We start from the raw sequence: 16,618 nt of genomic DNA on the forward strand, positions 1-16,618 counted from the left end.
GTTACACTAACGTTAAATACTTTAACTTACTTTTATTACTTTCAAAAATAGCGGACATTAGTAGTAATCAAAATTTTATTTCAACCAAATTATATTCTTTTTAAAATTGACGAACACATGAAAAAAGCACTTCTAATTGCAATAGTACTTATGGGAACACAAATAATCACTGCCCAAGAATGGACTACCCCTATCATTGATGGATACGGAAAAATTAAAGAATTTAAAGATGTGGCTACTCAGCCAGACCCAACTAAAGAATATAACCTTGTATTTGATCTTAAAGATGATCGTGAATTGGAGGGTATTAATGTAGGGTATTTCAAAATCGCCAGAATGATAAACATGCTAGGCGCCAGTGGGGTTTCTGCAGATAAAGTGAACGTCGTTGCAGCTATACATGGTGGCGCAACTTTCACTGCTTTAAACGATGCGAAATACAAAGAAAAATATAAAAAAGAAAATCCTGATGCAGCCGTTATAAAATTATTAAAAGACTACGGAGTAAAATTTTATGTTTGTGCACAAGCAACTGCATCTAGAGGCATTGTTGCCGAAGATTTGAACCCGAATACAGAATTAGGGCTATCTGCAATGATGGTACTTGCCAATTATCAAATGGACGGTTATATTTTAATGCCATAAATAATTACCACATGAAAGATTTTTGGAACGAGCGTTATGACGAAGAAAGTTATGCTTATGGGAGCTCACCAAATGAATTCTTTAAACAACAGCTAGATAAATTAAAAATAGGTTCTATTTTACTGCCTGCCGAAGGTGAAGGTAGAAATGCCCTTTATGCACTATCTAAAGGTTGGGAAGTATTGGCTTTCGACTTTAGTGAATCTGCTAAAATCAAAGCCAAAAAATTAGCTACTGACCATGGCTTCGACTTAAATTATCAAGTAATAGATGTTCTTGAATTTAAATCTGTGAAAAAGTTTGATGTAATCGCCTTCTGTTATGCGCATTTTCCAGCAGCTATTAGAAAGAAAGCAAACCAACATCTTTTAAAATCATTAAAACCAAAAGGACATATCATTTTTGAGGCATTCTCTAAAAATCAACTAGGAAAATCTTCTGGTGGACCTAAGAATATTGACATGCTCTATGCAATTGATGAAATTGAAAATGAGTTTAATGGAATAAGTTTTGAAATTTTAGAAGAAAAGGAAATAGAATTGAACGAAGGAATTTACCATATTGGTGATGCTTCGGTTATTCGTTTTACCGGCACTAAAATATAAAAAGGGACCAAATTTGGTCCCTTTTTTATAGCTTATTTATTAAAATTCATATTGAACAAAAACCGATAGATTTCTTCCTGGGTCATTGATGGGTTCCGTTCCAAATTCAGCCTGATTATTAAATGCGAAATTAAGGTGATTACTATATGTTTTATCGAAAACATTTAATGCAGCAACACCTAAGGTTAGGTTCTTCATTGGTATTACACCTAAACGTAAATCCATTATTTCATACCCTGGTGTAACCTGCTCACCAAAAGAATACGCAATATTATCTTGCTCGGCAGTCAGCCTATATTCTGCATTCACCCAAAATTTTTCTTTTTCATAGTCCAATTTAAACCTTGTAACTAGAGGTGGCACCAATGGCAATGACTCATTTAAGTCATTATTCTTAGCGTATACATAAGCAAGTTCGGTTGTAAAATTAAAATTAGTACAGAAGTCTACACCTGCCATAATTTCAAAACCTGTCTTGTATGCATCATCTAAATTTCTAAAGACTTTTGCGTTAGAAGGTTGGTTCATTGGCATGAATTTTCTTATTTGCGTTTCGTCTATTACAACAACTATATAATTTTCGTATAACGAGTAATAGAAAGAAGTACTATACCTAAACATATCTGAAGTGTTTTCTGAAATAGGCATCTTCCCTTTAAAACCTACTTCAAATTGATTATTTACTTCAGCCTCTAAATTAGGATTACCAACATATTCATACGCGTCTTGACCTACGCTAAAATGATTAATAAAACGTTCTATCATATTTGCTGATCTAACACCACGACCATACGCCACTTCCATAATAAATTGCGGAGAATACACATATTTAATTGAAGCGGTACCACTAACATTATGTTCGGTTCTTTTATCTAAATCAGTGTATAAAGCAGCAAAATCAGCTTCTGGATCTTTTGATTCAGAAGTTACATTGTCATAACGAACACCTGCAGTTAACATGGTTTTTTCTGTTATGGGGTATTTACCTTCTGCAAATAAACCAATATCATTTATATAGGAATCTTGCCATATCTTATCTTCAAATGTCAAGGGTGTTTCTAAAATTCCCATAGCATTGCGTTTTACTAAACGTTTTCTATTGCCATCTCGTGCAATATGCAAAACATCAACACCTGTAAATACGGCAAGATTGTCTGTTGGTTTTAATTTTAACTCTACTTTACCACCTGCCGTTGTAGCATCAATTGCAGAAATCGCAGATGTCATCATAAAGGTCGGTCTATTGTAATTGGTCATTATGTGATCAACATAACTATAGTAGATTTTAGAATCTATGCTTTCTACAAGACCTGGCATACTGCCTAATTTATAATCTAATGAGAGAATACTACTATTATCCTCTTCGGTATCCATAGGTAGACCAGCGTGTAAAACATCTCTACCGAATGACTGTCGCCAATGTGCTTGTAGTCTTTGATTTTCAGTAAAATTAACACCCGCTTTTATGCCATAATCCAAGCTTCTAAAAGAAGACGGAATTTCTGTACCGTCACCATCTTCATAATTACCAAAATCACGAAAACCAATATTACCTGCTACGTCATATTTTTCAGTTGTCTGTTGTAACCTTGCCATAGAGACCATAGAATTACCGTTACTTTCATAACCACCACTTACACTACCATGAAGACCATAATCTTCTACAGTTGGTTTTTGGGTTACCATATTAACGATACCACCAAAAGTAGCACCATATCTAACAGAGTATGGTCCTTTTATAATTTCAATTTTTTCTATTTCTTCTGGTATCACATGGGTAGTAATGGGATCCATACGATTGGGGCATGCATTCATGGCTTTAGTACCACCATCAAACTGCACATTTAACTGCTCATATTGCGTTGCTCTAAAACTAGGATCAATTGCATAATTCCCTCTTTTAATCAATGAAAAACCATTAACATCATTGAATAAATCAGCCACGTTTCTGGGCTGAACTATTTTTTTGACATAATCATTGGTCTCTAAGGTAAGTACTGGGTCAATTTTCATATTTCCTGTCACTAAAACTCCATTTATGCCAATGGGCGCTTCTTGTAAGGTGATTACTATTGGGGTATTAATGTCAAGTACTTGTTGTTGTATGGTTTTATACCCAACATAAGATATGGTCAATATCACATTTTCTTCAACATTTTTTAAAACAAAATCACCATCAAAATTAGTATATGTTGCTAATCCGTTATTAGTCAAAATGTGAGCACCATCAAGTGGTTGTTGGTCAATTTCAGAGATGATTTTTCCTGATAAATTTTGTGCGTATAGAAAGGGTGTCGATAATAATACCGATAGTACCCAAAGATATTTTAGGTTCATTTAAAAAATTTTAATTAATAGAAATACTATCCAACTCCCTATTAATAAGGAGCTAGACACATTAAATTGAAGTAAAATTTTTAAATTTTCGGAGGATGCTTGATACGTTCAAAGAAATGAAAATCGTAAAGAACACGATACCGTACATTATGCACCACTTTTCTAGGTTGTTGTACAAACTCATATGCAGTCAACGATCCAATAAACAATACTGTTTCGTTTTTAAGTAAGTCTAAATTAATGGGTGTCTTTTCATCATCGGCTTTCTGAGATAACATTTGAGATAGGGCACATTTACCATCACATTTTAATTCTGGTCGTTCTTTATTCTCACAAAAGCGCTCCACAAAATCAGTTGTAAACAAAGCATAATAGCTCATTACACTAGCAGTCTTAAAACTACTTGCTATTGAAATGAATGTAAACAGAATTGATATCGTAAAGCTTGACAACTTCATGCTGCAAAATTAACCGCCCTTATTGATTTAAAATGTGACTTTAGTCACATTCGCAGATATTATTAATTTTTATTCTTAGCCATAGATATTTGACTAATACCTTAGTATTATGTTTACAGCTTTATGTTAAAGAAAGTTAAAAAGATAAGTATGTAACATATGTTACCATTCACTTTTAACATATAGATTATCTTTATCAAAAATTAATATAACAATAAATTTTAACTATTAAGTAACTGTTTAAAAACTAAGAATTATGGCAAATACAAATTTATCAAACATCGGATTAGACAAAAACAGTACTAACGATATCGCAACTCATTTAAATGATGTGTTATCTAACTACCAAATGTTTTATATGAATCTAAGAGGTTTTCATTGGAATATTAAAGGAAGAAAATTTTTTGAACTTCATATGAAATTTGAAGAATTGTATAATGACGCTTTAATTAAAGTAGATGAAATTGCAGAACGTGTACTTACTTTAAGCAATACACCAATTCATACTTTTGCCAAGTATATAGAAAGCTCTGAGATTAAGCCTATAGAAAATGTTGTTGACGGGGATAAGGCTGTTGATAATATATTAGAAAGCTTAAGTATCTTATTAAAAAAAGAAAGGGCTACACTTAAAATCGCTGCTGAGGCTGAAGATGAAGGAACAGTTTCATTAATGAGCGACTATATTACACAGCAAGAAAAATTAGTTTGGATGCTTTCTGCATATAAAGACTAACGCAAACGCTTATATACCTCAATCCCTAGAATTGGTTATATAATTTCTAGGGATTTTTCTTTTCCCTTATTTCTTGAGTAGTTTATTCTAATGAAAAACATAGTGTTAAATAACAGTTTATATGTATAATACTATAGGCTCTTAAATTATGTTTTAATTATGATTATTCTTCAAATATGTAACATAGGTTACCTAACCACCCTATGAATTTACCTTATTTTGTATAAAAATTACCTGTTATGGATGTTGAAATTCTTGCCCGTATCCAATTTGCTTTTACTATTGCTTTTCACTACATATACCCGCCATTAAGTATAGGAATTGGCTTAATTATGGTAATAATGGAAGGTTTATACCTCAAAACAGGAAATAAACAATATGAAATCTTAACCCGTTTTTGGTTAAAAATATTTGCTATTACTTTTGGTATCGGTGTTGCCACCGGTATTATTATGGAATTTGAATTTGGTACCAATTGGGCCGTTTATTCAAGGTACGTTGGCGATATTTTTGGTAGTGCTTTAGCAGCCGAAGGTTTGTTTGCTTTTGGTTTGGAAAGTACCTTTTTAGGTATACTACTTTTCGGGTGGAACCGTGTATCGCCTAAGGTTCACTTCTTATCAACCATTATGGTTTTTTTAGGCTCAATGTTTTCTGCAGTTTGGATCGTGGTAGCGAATAGCTGGCAGCAAACACCTGCAGGTTATCATATTGTAGGTGAAGGTTTTAATGCCAGAGCCGAAGTAACAGATTTTTGGGCTATGGTATTTAACCCATCTAGTGTTGATAGGGTTATACATGTGTGGCAAGGAGCACTTTTAGCAGGTGCTTTCTTAGTATTAAGTGTACATGCCTATTATTTATTGAAAGGTAGATATGTTGAAATCTCGAAAAAAGCTTTTAAAATTGCTCTTGCTGTAGCAACCATCTTTTCATTAACTCAACTACTATCTGGGCACAGTTCTGCCGATGGTGTTGCCGTAAACCAACCTGCAAAATTAGCTGCTATGGAAGGGCATTATGAAAAATCTGCCTCTGCCGATCTCTACTTGTTTGGTTGGGTAGATAATGAAACGCAAGAAGTTACAGGAATAAAACTACCTGGCGGCTTATCGTTTCTCGTTCATCAAGATTTTAAGGCTCCTATTACAGGTTTAAATGCCTTCCCAGAAAATGAACGTCCAGGTCAAGTAAATGCTGTCTTTCAGTTTTATCATATAATGATTTCTATCGGAATGTTCTTAATTGCCTTAACCCTGTATGCCAGTTTTTTATGGTGGCGAGGTACTTTATTCGATAAAAAATGGCTTTTACATATTTTTGCGTTTGCCGTATTATTACCGCAGATAGCAAATCAAGTAGGCTGGTTTGCCGCAGAAATGGGAAGACAACCGTGGATCGTTTACGGACATTTAAGAACAGATGAAGGGTTTTCGCAAGAAGTATCTGCCAACCAAATTCTATTTTCATTGATATTCTTTTTAGTCGTTTACGCTGTACTTTTCCTATTATTTATTTATTCGGTGAATAAGAAAATAAAGCATGGTCCGTACGATGAAGCTAAAAATCCTGATGAATTTTTAAAATACGTTTAATCACAAATTATGGAAACTTTTTTAGGTATAGATTACCCTACCCTTTGGTATTTAGTCGTCGGATTATTATTTTCTGGATATGCAGTCTTAGAAGGATTTGACTATGGTGCAGGTTCATGGCATCTTTTTTTTAAAAAAGATTTGAGCAGGCGTATCGCCATCAATGCCATTGGTCCGTTATGGGATGCTAACCAAGTTTGGCTTATTATAGGTGGTGGTGCATTATTTGCAGGTTTTCCTGTTATGTACGCAACTATGCTTTCGGCGATGTACATTCCTTTCATGTTATTTTTACTTTTGTTGGTCTTACGCTCTTCTGCAATTAAGTTTAGAAGTGCCGAAAAGATGTTATGGTGGCGAAAAACATGGGATATCGTTTATTTCACATCTAATGTTCTAATAGCTTTTCTATTAGGTGTTGTACTCGGAAATATATTACAAGGTTTTGAATTGGAAGAAAACTTCAGTTACAAAGGAGGCATATTCTTTTCATTTCTAAGTCCGTATGCAATCATGGCAGGTTTTACCACACTATCGTTGTTTATGACACAGGGTGCTATATTTTTACTTCTAAAGACCGAAGGTCGTTTACATGCAAGACTGACCTTTTTACTTAAAAAAGGAATGATTTTTTTTATCTCAAGTTTTGCAATAACCTCGCTGTATACTTTAATATTCATACACGGAGTAACAGACAAATTTAAAGAACAACCATTATTCTTTATTTTACCCATATTGGCTTTCTTGGCAGTGGCCAATGTACCTAGACTGGTTTCGAAGAAAAAATATTTTCAAGCACTGATATTCTCTTCATTGACAATGGCGTTTTTATTAATGTTGGTTGCTTTTCAATTATATCCTGTTTTATTACTGTCTACTATCGACCCAACTTATAGTGTTACTATTTATAACGCAGCATCATCTCAAAAATCTTTGGGTATTATGTTGACCATGGTCGTTGTAGGTGCACCGTTATTAGCGGGTTATCTTATTTTCCTCTATAAAACGTTTAATGGAAAAGTGCAATTAGACGATACGAGCTATTAATTGAAAACACTAAAAAAGATAAAGCTTCTTACAGAATTTGACGGTTTTTAAATAAAAATAAATCCATAAAAAACTACCTTTTAAAAACATGGCTTCGAAATTAGTTTAGATTAGCCTATTCTTTCTCTTCTTTTTTCTTGTTGAGCTTATAAATAAGCCAAATAAAACCTACGACAAAGTGAAGCATGATGATACCTGCAATAATATAAATCAGTGTATTTGAACTTCCTCTCATTTGTAATCTTTCTTAAAAAACACCTTCAAAACTAATCATCACACAGAAATAGAAATATGATATTAATCAATTTTAGACTGTAAATCGGTCTTTTCTATTTTACTTAATATGACATAGTGAATAATGGTCCATATGTAACAAATGTTGCTGTACAACATTAAGATTAAAGTGAACTTCGTGTAAACTTTAAACCTTGTCATAATGTCAAAAATAGTCATATTAGGTGCAGGAATTTCGGGACATGTTGCTGCTGCGCACCTTCGAAGAAAACTATCGAAAGAACATGAAGTTCTGGTTATTTCGCCCAATAGCAATTACCAATGGATACCATCTAATATATGGGTAGGTATAGGTCGTATGAAGTCTGAACAAATTCTATTTCCCTTAGCTCCAATATACAGGAAAAAAAATATCGGTTATAAACAAGCTAAAGTAACTACGTTTCACCCAGAAGGTGATATAGAAGTTGCAAAGCCTTTTGTAAAAATTGAATATGTAAACGATGAGAAAAAGGGACAAACCGAAAAAGTAACCTATGACTATCTGATAAATGCTACTGGACCCAAATTAGCTTTTGACATGACTGAAGGTTTAAATCCGGGTACTAATAAAGCATATTCTGTTTGTACGTATACCCACGCCGAACATGCCTGGCATGCTTTGAACGACTTGATTCAGGAAATGAAACAAGGTAAAAAAGTAAAAATACTTATTGGCACTGGTCACGCAAAATCTACATGCCAAGGCGCAGCTTTCGAATATATTTTAAATGTTGAACAAGAATTGAGACGACATAACGTACGTGACAAAGCTGAAGTTGTTTGGATTGCCAATGAGCATCAATTAGGTGATTTTGGTATGGATGGCATGCTACTTAGTTACGGCAACAATATCATGAAATCTAGCGAAATGGTAGAGATGGTTTTTGAAGACCGTGGTATAAAATGGATTATTGGTGCAGGGGTCAATAAAATAGAAGACGGTATAGCTCATTATGAAACACTAGATGGTGAATACCATACTGAAACTTATGATTTTGCTATGCTAATACCTGCTTTTTCAGGGCATGGATTTAAAGCGTTTGATAAAAATAACGAAGATATTACAGAAAAACTCTTTAAAGGATTTATGTTGGTAGATGCTGATTATACGCCTAAACCATATGAAGAATGGAGTGTACAAGATTGGCCTGAAACGTATCAGAATCCATCTTATAAAAATATTTTTGCACCTGGTATTGCTTTTGCTCCACCTCATGCAATTTCAAAACCTAGGGTAAGCAAAAATGGTACAACTATATCCCCAGCCCCACCCAGAACAGGAATGCCATCTGGTATTACCGCAAAATTAGTGGCAGATAATATTATTGATATTATTAACGGAAAAAAAGAATTACACCACAAAGGTTCGTTAGGTAATATGGGTGCTGCGTGTATTGCATCGGCAGGATATGGAATGACAAAAGGTAGTGGCGTTAGTATTACCACCTACCCCATTGTACCAGATTATCACAAATATCCTGATACACAAGGAAGGCAATTAGGCAAAACATTTGGTGAAATTGGGTTGGCCGGACATTGGTTAAAACTAGCCTTACACTATGCTTTTATTTATAAAGCAAAAATGAAACCTTTTTGGTGGCTAATTCCTGAATAGCTTAAGGAATGGTACTCTAAACTTTAAATTAATTAAACTTAAGACCAAAAAAAATGACACAGAGAATATCAAAATCGAAACGCTTCTATATGATGAACCCAATAATTCAATTTTTTAAGTTCATTTGGTTAAGCATAAAAATAATGTTAGTAGTGGCTGGTGGTCATGGCGGTACTAGAAAAGCAAATAATTAATGACTAAAAAAGGGATTTTTCTAACCACAATTGGTGTGGTGATCGGTGCTATTGCAGGGTATTTGTATTACGCAGAAATTGGTTGCCTTAATGGTACTGGTGCCATTACTTCCAAACCAATAAACAGTACACTATATGGCGGTTTAATGGGCGGACTACTATTCAATATTTTTATTAAATCTCCTAAAACATAAAAGAATATACATTTGTTTTTCAGCCGGTATTAGCTACTGGTTTAATTCTAAGTAAGAAATATAAGCTGTTTTATTTCAATTTAATGGTTGGTCATAAATGGCATTTCTATAATGGGAATGCCTTTTATTTTTAAATGATAATTATCATAGAAGAATAAAAAAAATATCAATTAAAACTACGGTTTCCTGATGGTAGTCATTTACAGCTTTAGAATACCCCTATATATTTGTTTCACTAGTAATTATTGGCATACATGAACATTAAGTTGGTTCTCAAGTCCTTTTTAAATTCATCGGTAACATTTGTTACTGTGCAGCCCATTTTACCACCTTAATTTTGCCTTAAATAAATGAATACGATGAAGTATAAATTAGGATTGATATTGTTATTCGTCTTTTATTCTGGACTTGCACAGCAAACTAAGTCAATTACAAAAGATGAGGTTCTAGCTAAAGTTAAGGAGCGCAATAACACGTTAAAAATGGCACAGCAAGATGTGTTGTCTGCAAAGGGTGATTATAATCAGACCAATGCCATTTTGTTACCCAATATTAGTGTATCGCATACTGGTATTGCTACCACAAACCCGCTGATGGCATTTGGCTCTAAACTGAATCAGGAAATTTTGACTGCCGCAGATTTTAACCCAGATTTGTTAAATGACCCACGTCAAATCGAAGATTTTGCAACTCGGGTTGAAGTACAACAGCCGCTTATAAACTTCGATGGCATCTATCAGCGTAAAGCGGCAAAAGCTAAGTTAACAGCTACTGAACTACAGTCTGGGAGAACAGAAGATTACTTAGAGCTTGAGGTTGAAAAAGCGTATATGCAATTACAACTCGCCTATAAAACGGTGAAGGTTTTAGAAAAAGCTCAAGAAACAGCTTTAGAAAATAAGCGTATAGCTGATAATAGCTACAAACAAGGCTACCTACAAAAATCTGATGTTCTTTCTGTAGAAGTGCGGGTTACAGAAATAGAGAATCAATTGCAATACGCAAAAAGTAATATTCTAAATGCAAGCAACTACCTATCTGTTTTAATGAATGCTGATAAAAATGAAATTTTAAAACCTTCAGATTCATTAACTATCACTAATGATGCCACTGCAACGGTTGTAAACTTATCTGAAAACAGAAAAGATATTTTAGCCATGAATTCGGCTACCGAAGCATATAGACAAATGCACAAGGCAGACCAAATGGCTTTCTTACCAAGATTAAATGCCTTTGGCACTTATGAATTACATGACGATGAAATTTTTCAAGGTCAAGCCCAAGGATATTTATTTGGCGCAGAACTAAAATGGAACCTTTTTGAAGGAAGTAAGCGTTTTGGGAAATCTCAAAAGAGTAAGGCTGAATATGACAAATCTAAACTACAATTAGAACAGTATAAATCTGAAAGCCAATTAGAGCTTAACAAAGCAAAAAGAGGTTATGAAGATGCTAAAAATAAATTAAAGCTTACAAAACTGGCTCTAGAACAATCTGAAGAATCATTGCGTATACGAACCAATAGGTTCAAGCAAGGTTTAGAAAAAACTACAGATTTGCTAATGTCCGAAACGCAATACTCTCAAAAGCAATTAGAATATTACGCAACAATTTTTCAATATAATTACGCCTTGGCGTATGTACAATTTCTAACGAAAGAATAGCATAAATCCATTACTTAATACCAAGCATAAAGATGAAAAATAAAAAATATATAATCACTTCAATTTTAGGAGCAACAATCCTAATCTCAAGTTGTGGAAGCGAAGATAAAAAAGCTGTAGTTGATAATTCGCCAGCAATAGCCGTTCAAGTAAAAACTGTTTCTGAAGATAGTAGTAGTCCGTTTTTAACCGTAAGTGGAAAAATTGAAGCCGCTAAAAGTGCAAATATCAGTACCCGTATGATGGGTTATGTAGATAAAATATATGTTAATGTTGGTGATAAGGTACGTGACGGTCAATTACTAATGAGTGTTAACAATGCAGATGTATCGGCTCAATTAGCACAGGTAAATGCAGGAATCACTGAGGCTGAAGCTGCTTTTACCAATGCCGAAAAAGACTTTAATAGATTCTCAACTTTATTTAAAGAAAACAGTGCTTCACAGAAGGAACTTGATGATATCACAGCAAATTATAACATGGCTAAGGCGCGCTTAGAGTCTGCTAAACAAATGAGAAACGGTGTAAATGCACAAATGGGTTATGCGAATATTCGTGCTCCTTTTAGTGGTGTGGTCACTAATAAATTCATTAGTGCAGGTGATATGGCAAACCCAGGTATGCCTTTGCTAGAAGTAGAATCTCCAGGAAAATATCGAGTTTTGGCAATGGTACCGGAATCTGAAATTCTTGCTGTTAAAAATGATACTGAGGTTACCGTACAGGTAAAAGCTTTAAATGAGAATTTAAAAGGTAAGGTGACAGAAGTGAGTACTTCTTCTAAAAATACAGGAGGTCAATATTTGGTAAAGATAGTACTAGACAAAACCGATGCTCAGATTTTATCTGGTATGTACGCAACCGTACAATTTCCGGTAGCACGAAAAACAACAAGTTCTGCCGTAATGATACCTGTAGAAGCCATTGTGAAGAATGGTCAATTATCCGGAATTTATACCGTGAGCCAAAGCAACACAGCCTTATTACGTTGGTTGCGATTGGGAAGAACTTTTGGTGATCAAGTAGAAGTATTATCAGGATTATCTGCAGATGAACAATATATAGTTTCTGCAGAAGGAAAATTATTTAACGGAGCAAAAATCTCCAATCAATAAACGAATTTGGGTTAGGGATTGAAGCGGTTACCCCACAGGCACTTTTTGTGACGAGGAGTATGAGCGGAAAGCCCGACCACCTGCCCCCCAGCAGGTGGTAACACACTAATAAAATATAGAAATAATGAAGGAAGGTTTAGCTGGTAAAATTGCCAAATTATTTATAGGCAGTAAGTTAACGGTACTACTAATGATTGTATTTATGGTCATTGGGGTGTACAGTTCGTTTTTGATTCCGAGGGAAGAAGAACCACAGATTGACGTGCCAATGGCAGACATTTTTGTAGGCTACCCTGGTGCGAGTCCTGCTGAAGTAGAATCGCGTGTAATTAAGCCTTTAGAGAAATTAATCTCCAATATTAAAGGTGTAGAATATGTGTATTCAACTTCAATGAAAGAACAAGGTATGGTCATTGTTCAGTTTTATGTGGGCGAAGACATAGAGCGTTCTTTTGTAAAACTGTACAATGAAATTAATAAGCATATGGATATTATGCCGCAGGGCGTAACATTCCCATTGGTGAAAACTCGTGCTATTGATGACGTGCCTATGCTTGGACTTACCTTATGGAGCGAAAATTATGATGGGTACCAGTTAAGCCAAATGGCACAAGAGCTAGAAAGTGAGATAAAAAAGGTTAACGATGTGGCTATTACCCATAAAATTGGTAATCAAGATCGTCAATTACGAGTGGTTCTAGATAAGGATAAACTAGCCGCCAGTGGCTTAGATTTCTTATCTGTTTCTGAAATGATTAAAGCTAACAATGCTCAATTGAGCTCTGGTAGTTTTGATAAGAATGATACTGAGTTTTTGGTAAATACCGGTAATTTTTTGGCTTCGGTAACCGATGTTGAAAATCTTGTGGTTGGTGTACAACAGAACCAGCCTATTTATTTAAAGCAAATTGCGAGCATTATAGACGGACCAGAAGTTCCTCAAAGTTATGTGTCGTTAGGTTTTGGTCAAGCAAGCGATAAGGTATCAGATTACAAATCCGAATACCCAGCGGTTACCATATCAGTAGCAAAAAGAAAGGGTGCCGATGCGATGAAAATTGCAGATATCGTTATTGATAAAGTTGACCATTTACGAGCCACATTAATTCCTGATGATGTGCATGTAGAAATTACAAGAAACTATGGAGAAACGGCATCTCATAAAGTGTCAGAACTTTTATTGCACTTAATAGGGTCTATAATTGCGGTAACATTAGTGGTTATGTTAGCAATGGGATGGCGTGGTGGCTTGGTCGTATTTTTATCCGTACCCATTACATTTGCTTTGACGTTGTTGAGTTATTATATGCTTGACTATACTTTGAACAGAATTACATTATTTGCCTTAGTTTTTGTAACAGGTATTGTGGTAGATGACTCCATTATTATAGCCGAGAATATGCATCGGCATTTTAAAATGAAACGCTTGCCTTTTAAGCAGGCTGCACTTTATGCTATTAACGAAGTTGGTAACCCTACTATTTTAGCAACGTTTACTGTTATCGCCTCAGTTTTACCAATGGCGTTCGTATCTGGTCTTATGGGTCCATACATGGCACCTATGCCAATTGGCGCTTCTATTGCAATGATTTTATCTCTTTTCGTGGCTTTGACCATAACGCCTTATTTAGGGTATATTTTCTTGAGAGAAAAAGATAAAAAAGGTGAAGCTGAAAAGATAGAAAAGCCATTAGAGGAAACCTTTATTTACAGAATTTATAACAAATATGAACGCCCTCTTATTGAAAACAAAAGCAAACGTTGGTTGTTTTTAGGACTGACTTTTTTAATGCTAATGGGATCAATGGTATTGTTTTTTACCAAATCTGTAGCTGTAAAAATGTTGCCTTTTGATAACAAAAACGAGTTTCAAGTAGTCATAGATATGCCAGAAGGCACCACCCTTGAACGCACAGGTGTGGTAGCTCAAGAAATTTCTCAATATTTATCTACTAGACCAGAGGTTGTTAATTACCAAAACTATGTAGGTACCTCTGCCCCTATTACCTTTAACGGTTTGGTACGCCATTACGATTTACGCGGAGGTAGTAATATGGCAGATATTCAAGTTAATCTTATTGACAAAGGTGAACGATCTGCCCAGAGTCATGACATTGCAAAATTATTGCGCCCAGCTATTCAAAAAATAGCGGCAAAATATAATGCGAATGTAAAATTGGTGGAAGTTCCACCCGGACCCCCTGTATTATCTACAATTGTAGCAGAAGTTTATGGTCCTGACTATGAAGAGCAAATGAGAATTGCGAATAGCGTTCAAGATATCTTGAAAAACACTGATGATGTTGTTGATATCGATTGGCTAGTAGAAGCTGACCAAACTGAATATCAATTCGAAATCAACAAAGAGAAAGCAATGCTTTATGGCGTGGCACCACAGCAAATTGCCTATACCATGAACATGGCATTATCGAATAGGGCTATTACTAATTTATATGATGAAAATGCTAGTAACCAAGTAGGTTTGCTATTGGCGTTGGATGAAAAGGAGAAATCAACAATTTCAGATATTTCACAGTTAAAGATTACCTCTAAACAGGGTAACATGGTGCCTATTGCAGATTTAGTTGATATTAAAGAAACTACAAGTGCAAAAAGTATCTACCGTAAAAATCAAAAACGCGTAGTATATGTAATGGCAGATATGGCAGGTGAATTAGAGAGCCCCGCATATGCTATTTTGGGTATGGAAGAAAAGCTTAAAGAAATTGCTTTACCAAAAGGGTATGAAATTACCGAAATGTACTTAGGACAACCTGAGTTTGAAGATGACTATACCGTGAAATGGGATGGTGAATGGCAAATTACACTTGAAGTATTCCGTGATTTAGGAATTGCCTTTATGGGAGCCATCATCTTGATTTATATTTTAATTGTAGGATGGTTCCAAAACTTTAAAGCCCCTATTGTAATGATGGTAGCCATACCATTATCATTGATAGGAATTATTCTAGGTCACTGGATTATGGGCGCATTTTTTACCGCTACTTCTTTTATTGGTATGATTGCACTCGCAGGTATTATGGTGCGGAATTCGGTACTACTGATAGATTTCATTAATCTACGTTTAGCCGATGGAATACCTATAAAACAAGCGGCTATTGAAGCTGGTGCTGTACGTACCACGCCTATTCTATTAACTGCAGGAACGGTAGTTATTGGTGCATTCGTTATTTTATTTGACCCAATATTTCAAGGTTTGGCTATCTCATTAATGGGAGGTACTATTGTTTCTACCGTGCTTACCCTATTGGTTGTGCCTTTAGTGTACTACATGATAGAAAAAAAGAATTATCCTGAAACGGAAATAGAAGAAATTACAGAAAAAAATAAGGACTAAAAACGATAAAATGAAATTACTAATCGTAACGGTAGTAGAAGAATTCGAAAAAGATATTCTACGCCTCTTTAAAAAAGCGCGTATAGAAAGCTTTAGTGGTTCAGATATTGATGGCTATAAAAACCATTCTTCATTGGTTCAAACCACTAGTTGGTTTCCTATTGAAAAGGGTGGGTTAGAATCTAGTTTGTTCTTCTCTTTTACAGAAGATGAAAATATTGATACACTTTTTAAACTCATTAAAGAATTCAATCAAAATCTGGAAACGAACAACCCGATAAAAGCAGTGGTAGTTCCTATTGAAAAATCAATATAATATTAAAAATAAATCAACATGTTAAACACATATTTTAGAGTAATAGTAGGTATAATGGTTTTATTGAGTGTTGTATTAGCTGTCTATGTACATATAAACTGGCTATGGTTCACCGTTTTTATAGGTGTAAACCTTATACAATCGGCGTTTACGAAATGGTGTTTGTTAGAGACTATTCTTAAAAAATTCGGAATTAAAAATTAGTAGAATTATTAATTCATGTGATTTGAAACATGATTAATACTGTGTTAAACTTATAAAGCTGGTCTTATCATTAAAAAAATAAAAAAGCAGCTCATCATTTATTCATAACATACCGAATTTCAGAATTTTACACTACCTAAACCACCTATCTCAATTAGGTATTTCATTCAGAAAATAGTAATTCATTTAAGTTAATGTCATGCTTATGTAACCATGGTTACATAAGTTTGATTTTCTTTGCGCTTTCTTTAGCGGTTTT

15 protein-coding genes are annotated in these 16,618 nt (G+C 34.5%); 13 read left to right on the plus strand and 2 right to left on the minus strand.

The features are described from left to right. Positions 1–117: 117 nt before the first annotated feature. Together ACEN2N_RS08265 and ACEN2N_RS08270 are read left to right on the plus strand one after the other, a co-directional pair. Positions 118–645 carry a DsrE family protein gene (locus ACEN2N_RS08265; RefSeq protein ID WP_441823883.1) on the plus strand — a complete coding sequence of 176 codons (528 nt, stop codon included), beginning with the start codon at positions 118–120 and terminating at the stop codon, positions 643–645. 11 nt (positions 646–656) lie between these two features. Then, a complete protein-coding gene (locus tag ACEN2N_RS08270; RefSeq protein ID WP_441823884.1) occupies positions 657–1,250 on the plus strand; it encodes a class I SAM-dependent methyltransferase in 594 nt (197 codons plus the stop codon). Positions 1,251–1,289: 39 nt separating this feature from the next. On the opposite strand, the gene ACEN2N_RS08275 is transcribed toward ACEN2N_RS08270, so the two are convergent. Then, positions 1,290–3,587, minus strand: coding sequence for a TonB-dependent receptor domain-containing protein (locus tag ACEN2N_RS08275; protein ID WP_441823885.1), 2,298 nt, complete (start codon positions 3,585–3,587; stop codon positions 1,290–1,292). An 80-nt stretch (positions 3,588–3,667) separates the two neighbouring features. Then, positions 3,668–4,045: a hypothetical protein gene (locus ACEN2N_RS08280; RefSeq protein WP_441823886.1), complete on the minus strand. Its 378-nt coding sequence runs from the start codon at positions 4,043–4,045 to the stop codon at positions 3,668–3,670. Between the two features lie 256 nt (positions 4,046–4,301). Between ACEN2N_RS08280 and ACEN2N_RS08285 the strand changes: the two genes are divergently transcribed. From ACEN2N_RS08285 to ACEN2N_RS08335, 11 genes are all read left to right on the plus strand, one after another. Further along, the gene (locus ACEN2N_RS08285; RefSeq protein ID WP_441823887.1) at positions 4,302–4,781 is read left to right on the plus strand and encodes a Dps family protein; all 480 of its coding nucleotides are present in this window, start codon (positions 4,302–4,304) and stop codon (positions 4,779–4,781) included. Positions 4,782–5,020: 239 nt separating this feature from the next. Continuing rightward, positions 5,021–6,376 (plus strand): cytochrome ubiquinol oxidase subunit I, encoded by a 1,356-nt coding sequence (locus ACEN2N_RS08290; protein WP_441823888.1) that lies wholly within the window; start codon positions 5,021–5,023, stop codon positions 6,374–6,376. A 9-nt stretch (positions 6,377–6,385) separates the two neighbouring features. Beyond that, complete coding sequence (gene cydB, locus ACEN2N_RS08295; RefSeq protein WP_441823889.1) at positions 6,386–7,423, plus strand: cytochrome d ubiquinol oxidase subunit II; 1,038 nt, start codon at positions 6,386–6,388, stop codon at positions 7,421–7,423. Between the two features lie 436 nt (positions 7,424–7,859). Beyond that, entirely contained in the window at positions 7,860–9,314 is a 1,455-nt protein-coding gene (locus tag ACEN2N_RS08300; protein ID WP_441823890.1) for an NAD(P)/FAD-dependent oxidoreductase, read from the plus strand. 53 nt (positions 9,315–9,367) lie between these two features. Next, positions 9,368–9,508 carry a hypothetical protein gene (locus ACEN2N_RS08305; RefSeq protein ID WP_170861966.1) on the plus strand — a complete coding sequence of 47 codons (141 nt, stop codon included), beginning with the start codon at positions 9,368–9,370 and terminating at the stop codon, positions 9,506–9,508. Continuing rightward, on the plus strand, positions 9,508–9,702 hold the full coding sequence (locus ACEN2N_RS08310) for a DUF6132 family protein (RefSeq protein ID WP_441823891.1): 195 nt from the start codon (positions 9,508–9,510) through the stop codon (positions 9,700–9,702). The genes ACEN2N_RS08305 and ACEN2N_RS08310 overlap by 1 nt, the downstream gene beginning before the upstream one ends. Before the next feature lie 359 nt (positions 9,703–10,061). Continuing rightward, the gene (locus tag ACEN2N_RS08315) at positions 10,062–11,366 is read left to right on the plus strand and encodes a TolC family protein (RefSeq protein WP_441823892.1); all 1,305 of its coding nucleotides are present in this window, start codon (positions 10,062–10,064) and stop codon (positions 11,364–11,366) included. A gap of 32 nt (positions 11,367–11,398) precedes the next feature. Then, positions 11,399–12,481: an efflux RND transporter periplasmic adaptor subunit gene (locus ACEN2N_RS08320; RefSeq protein WP_441823893.1), complete on the plus strand. Its 1,083-nt coding sequence runs from the start codon at positions 11,399–11,401 to the stop codon at positions 12,479–12,481. Between the two features lie 124 nt (positions 12,482–12,605). Beyond that, a complete protein-coding gene (locus tag ACEN2N_RS08325; RefSeq protein WP_441823894.1) occupies positions 12,606–15,839 on the plus strand; it encodes an efflux RND transporter permease subunit in 3,234 nt (1,077 codons plus the stop codon). A 10-nt stretch (positions 15,840–15,849) separates the two neighbouring features. Then, on the plus strand, positions 15,850–16,155 hold the full coding sequence (locus ACEN2N_RS08330) for a hypothetical protein (RefSeq protein WP_441823895.1): 306 nt from the start codon (positions 15,850–15,852) through the stop codon (positions 16,153–16,155). 18 nt (positions 16,156–16,173) lie between these two features. Next, the gene (locus ACEN2N_RS08335; RefSeq protein ID WP_441823896.1) at positions 16,174–16,359 is read left to right on the plus strand and encodes a YgaP family membrane protein; all 186 of its coding nucleotides are present in this window, start codon (positions 16,174–16,176) and stop codon (positions 16,357–16,359) included. The last annotated feature ends 259 nt before the right edge of the window (positions 16,360–16,618 follow it).

This window comes from Maribacter spongiicola (genome assembly GCF_052119685.1).
GTDB classification, from domain to species: domain Bacteria; phylum Bacteroidota; class Bacteroidia; order Flavobacteriales; family Flavobacteriaceae; genus Maribacter; species Maribacter spongiicola_A.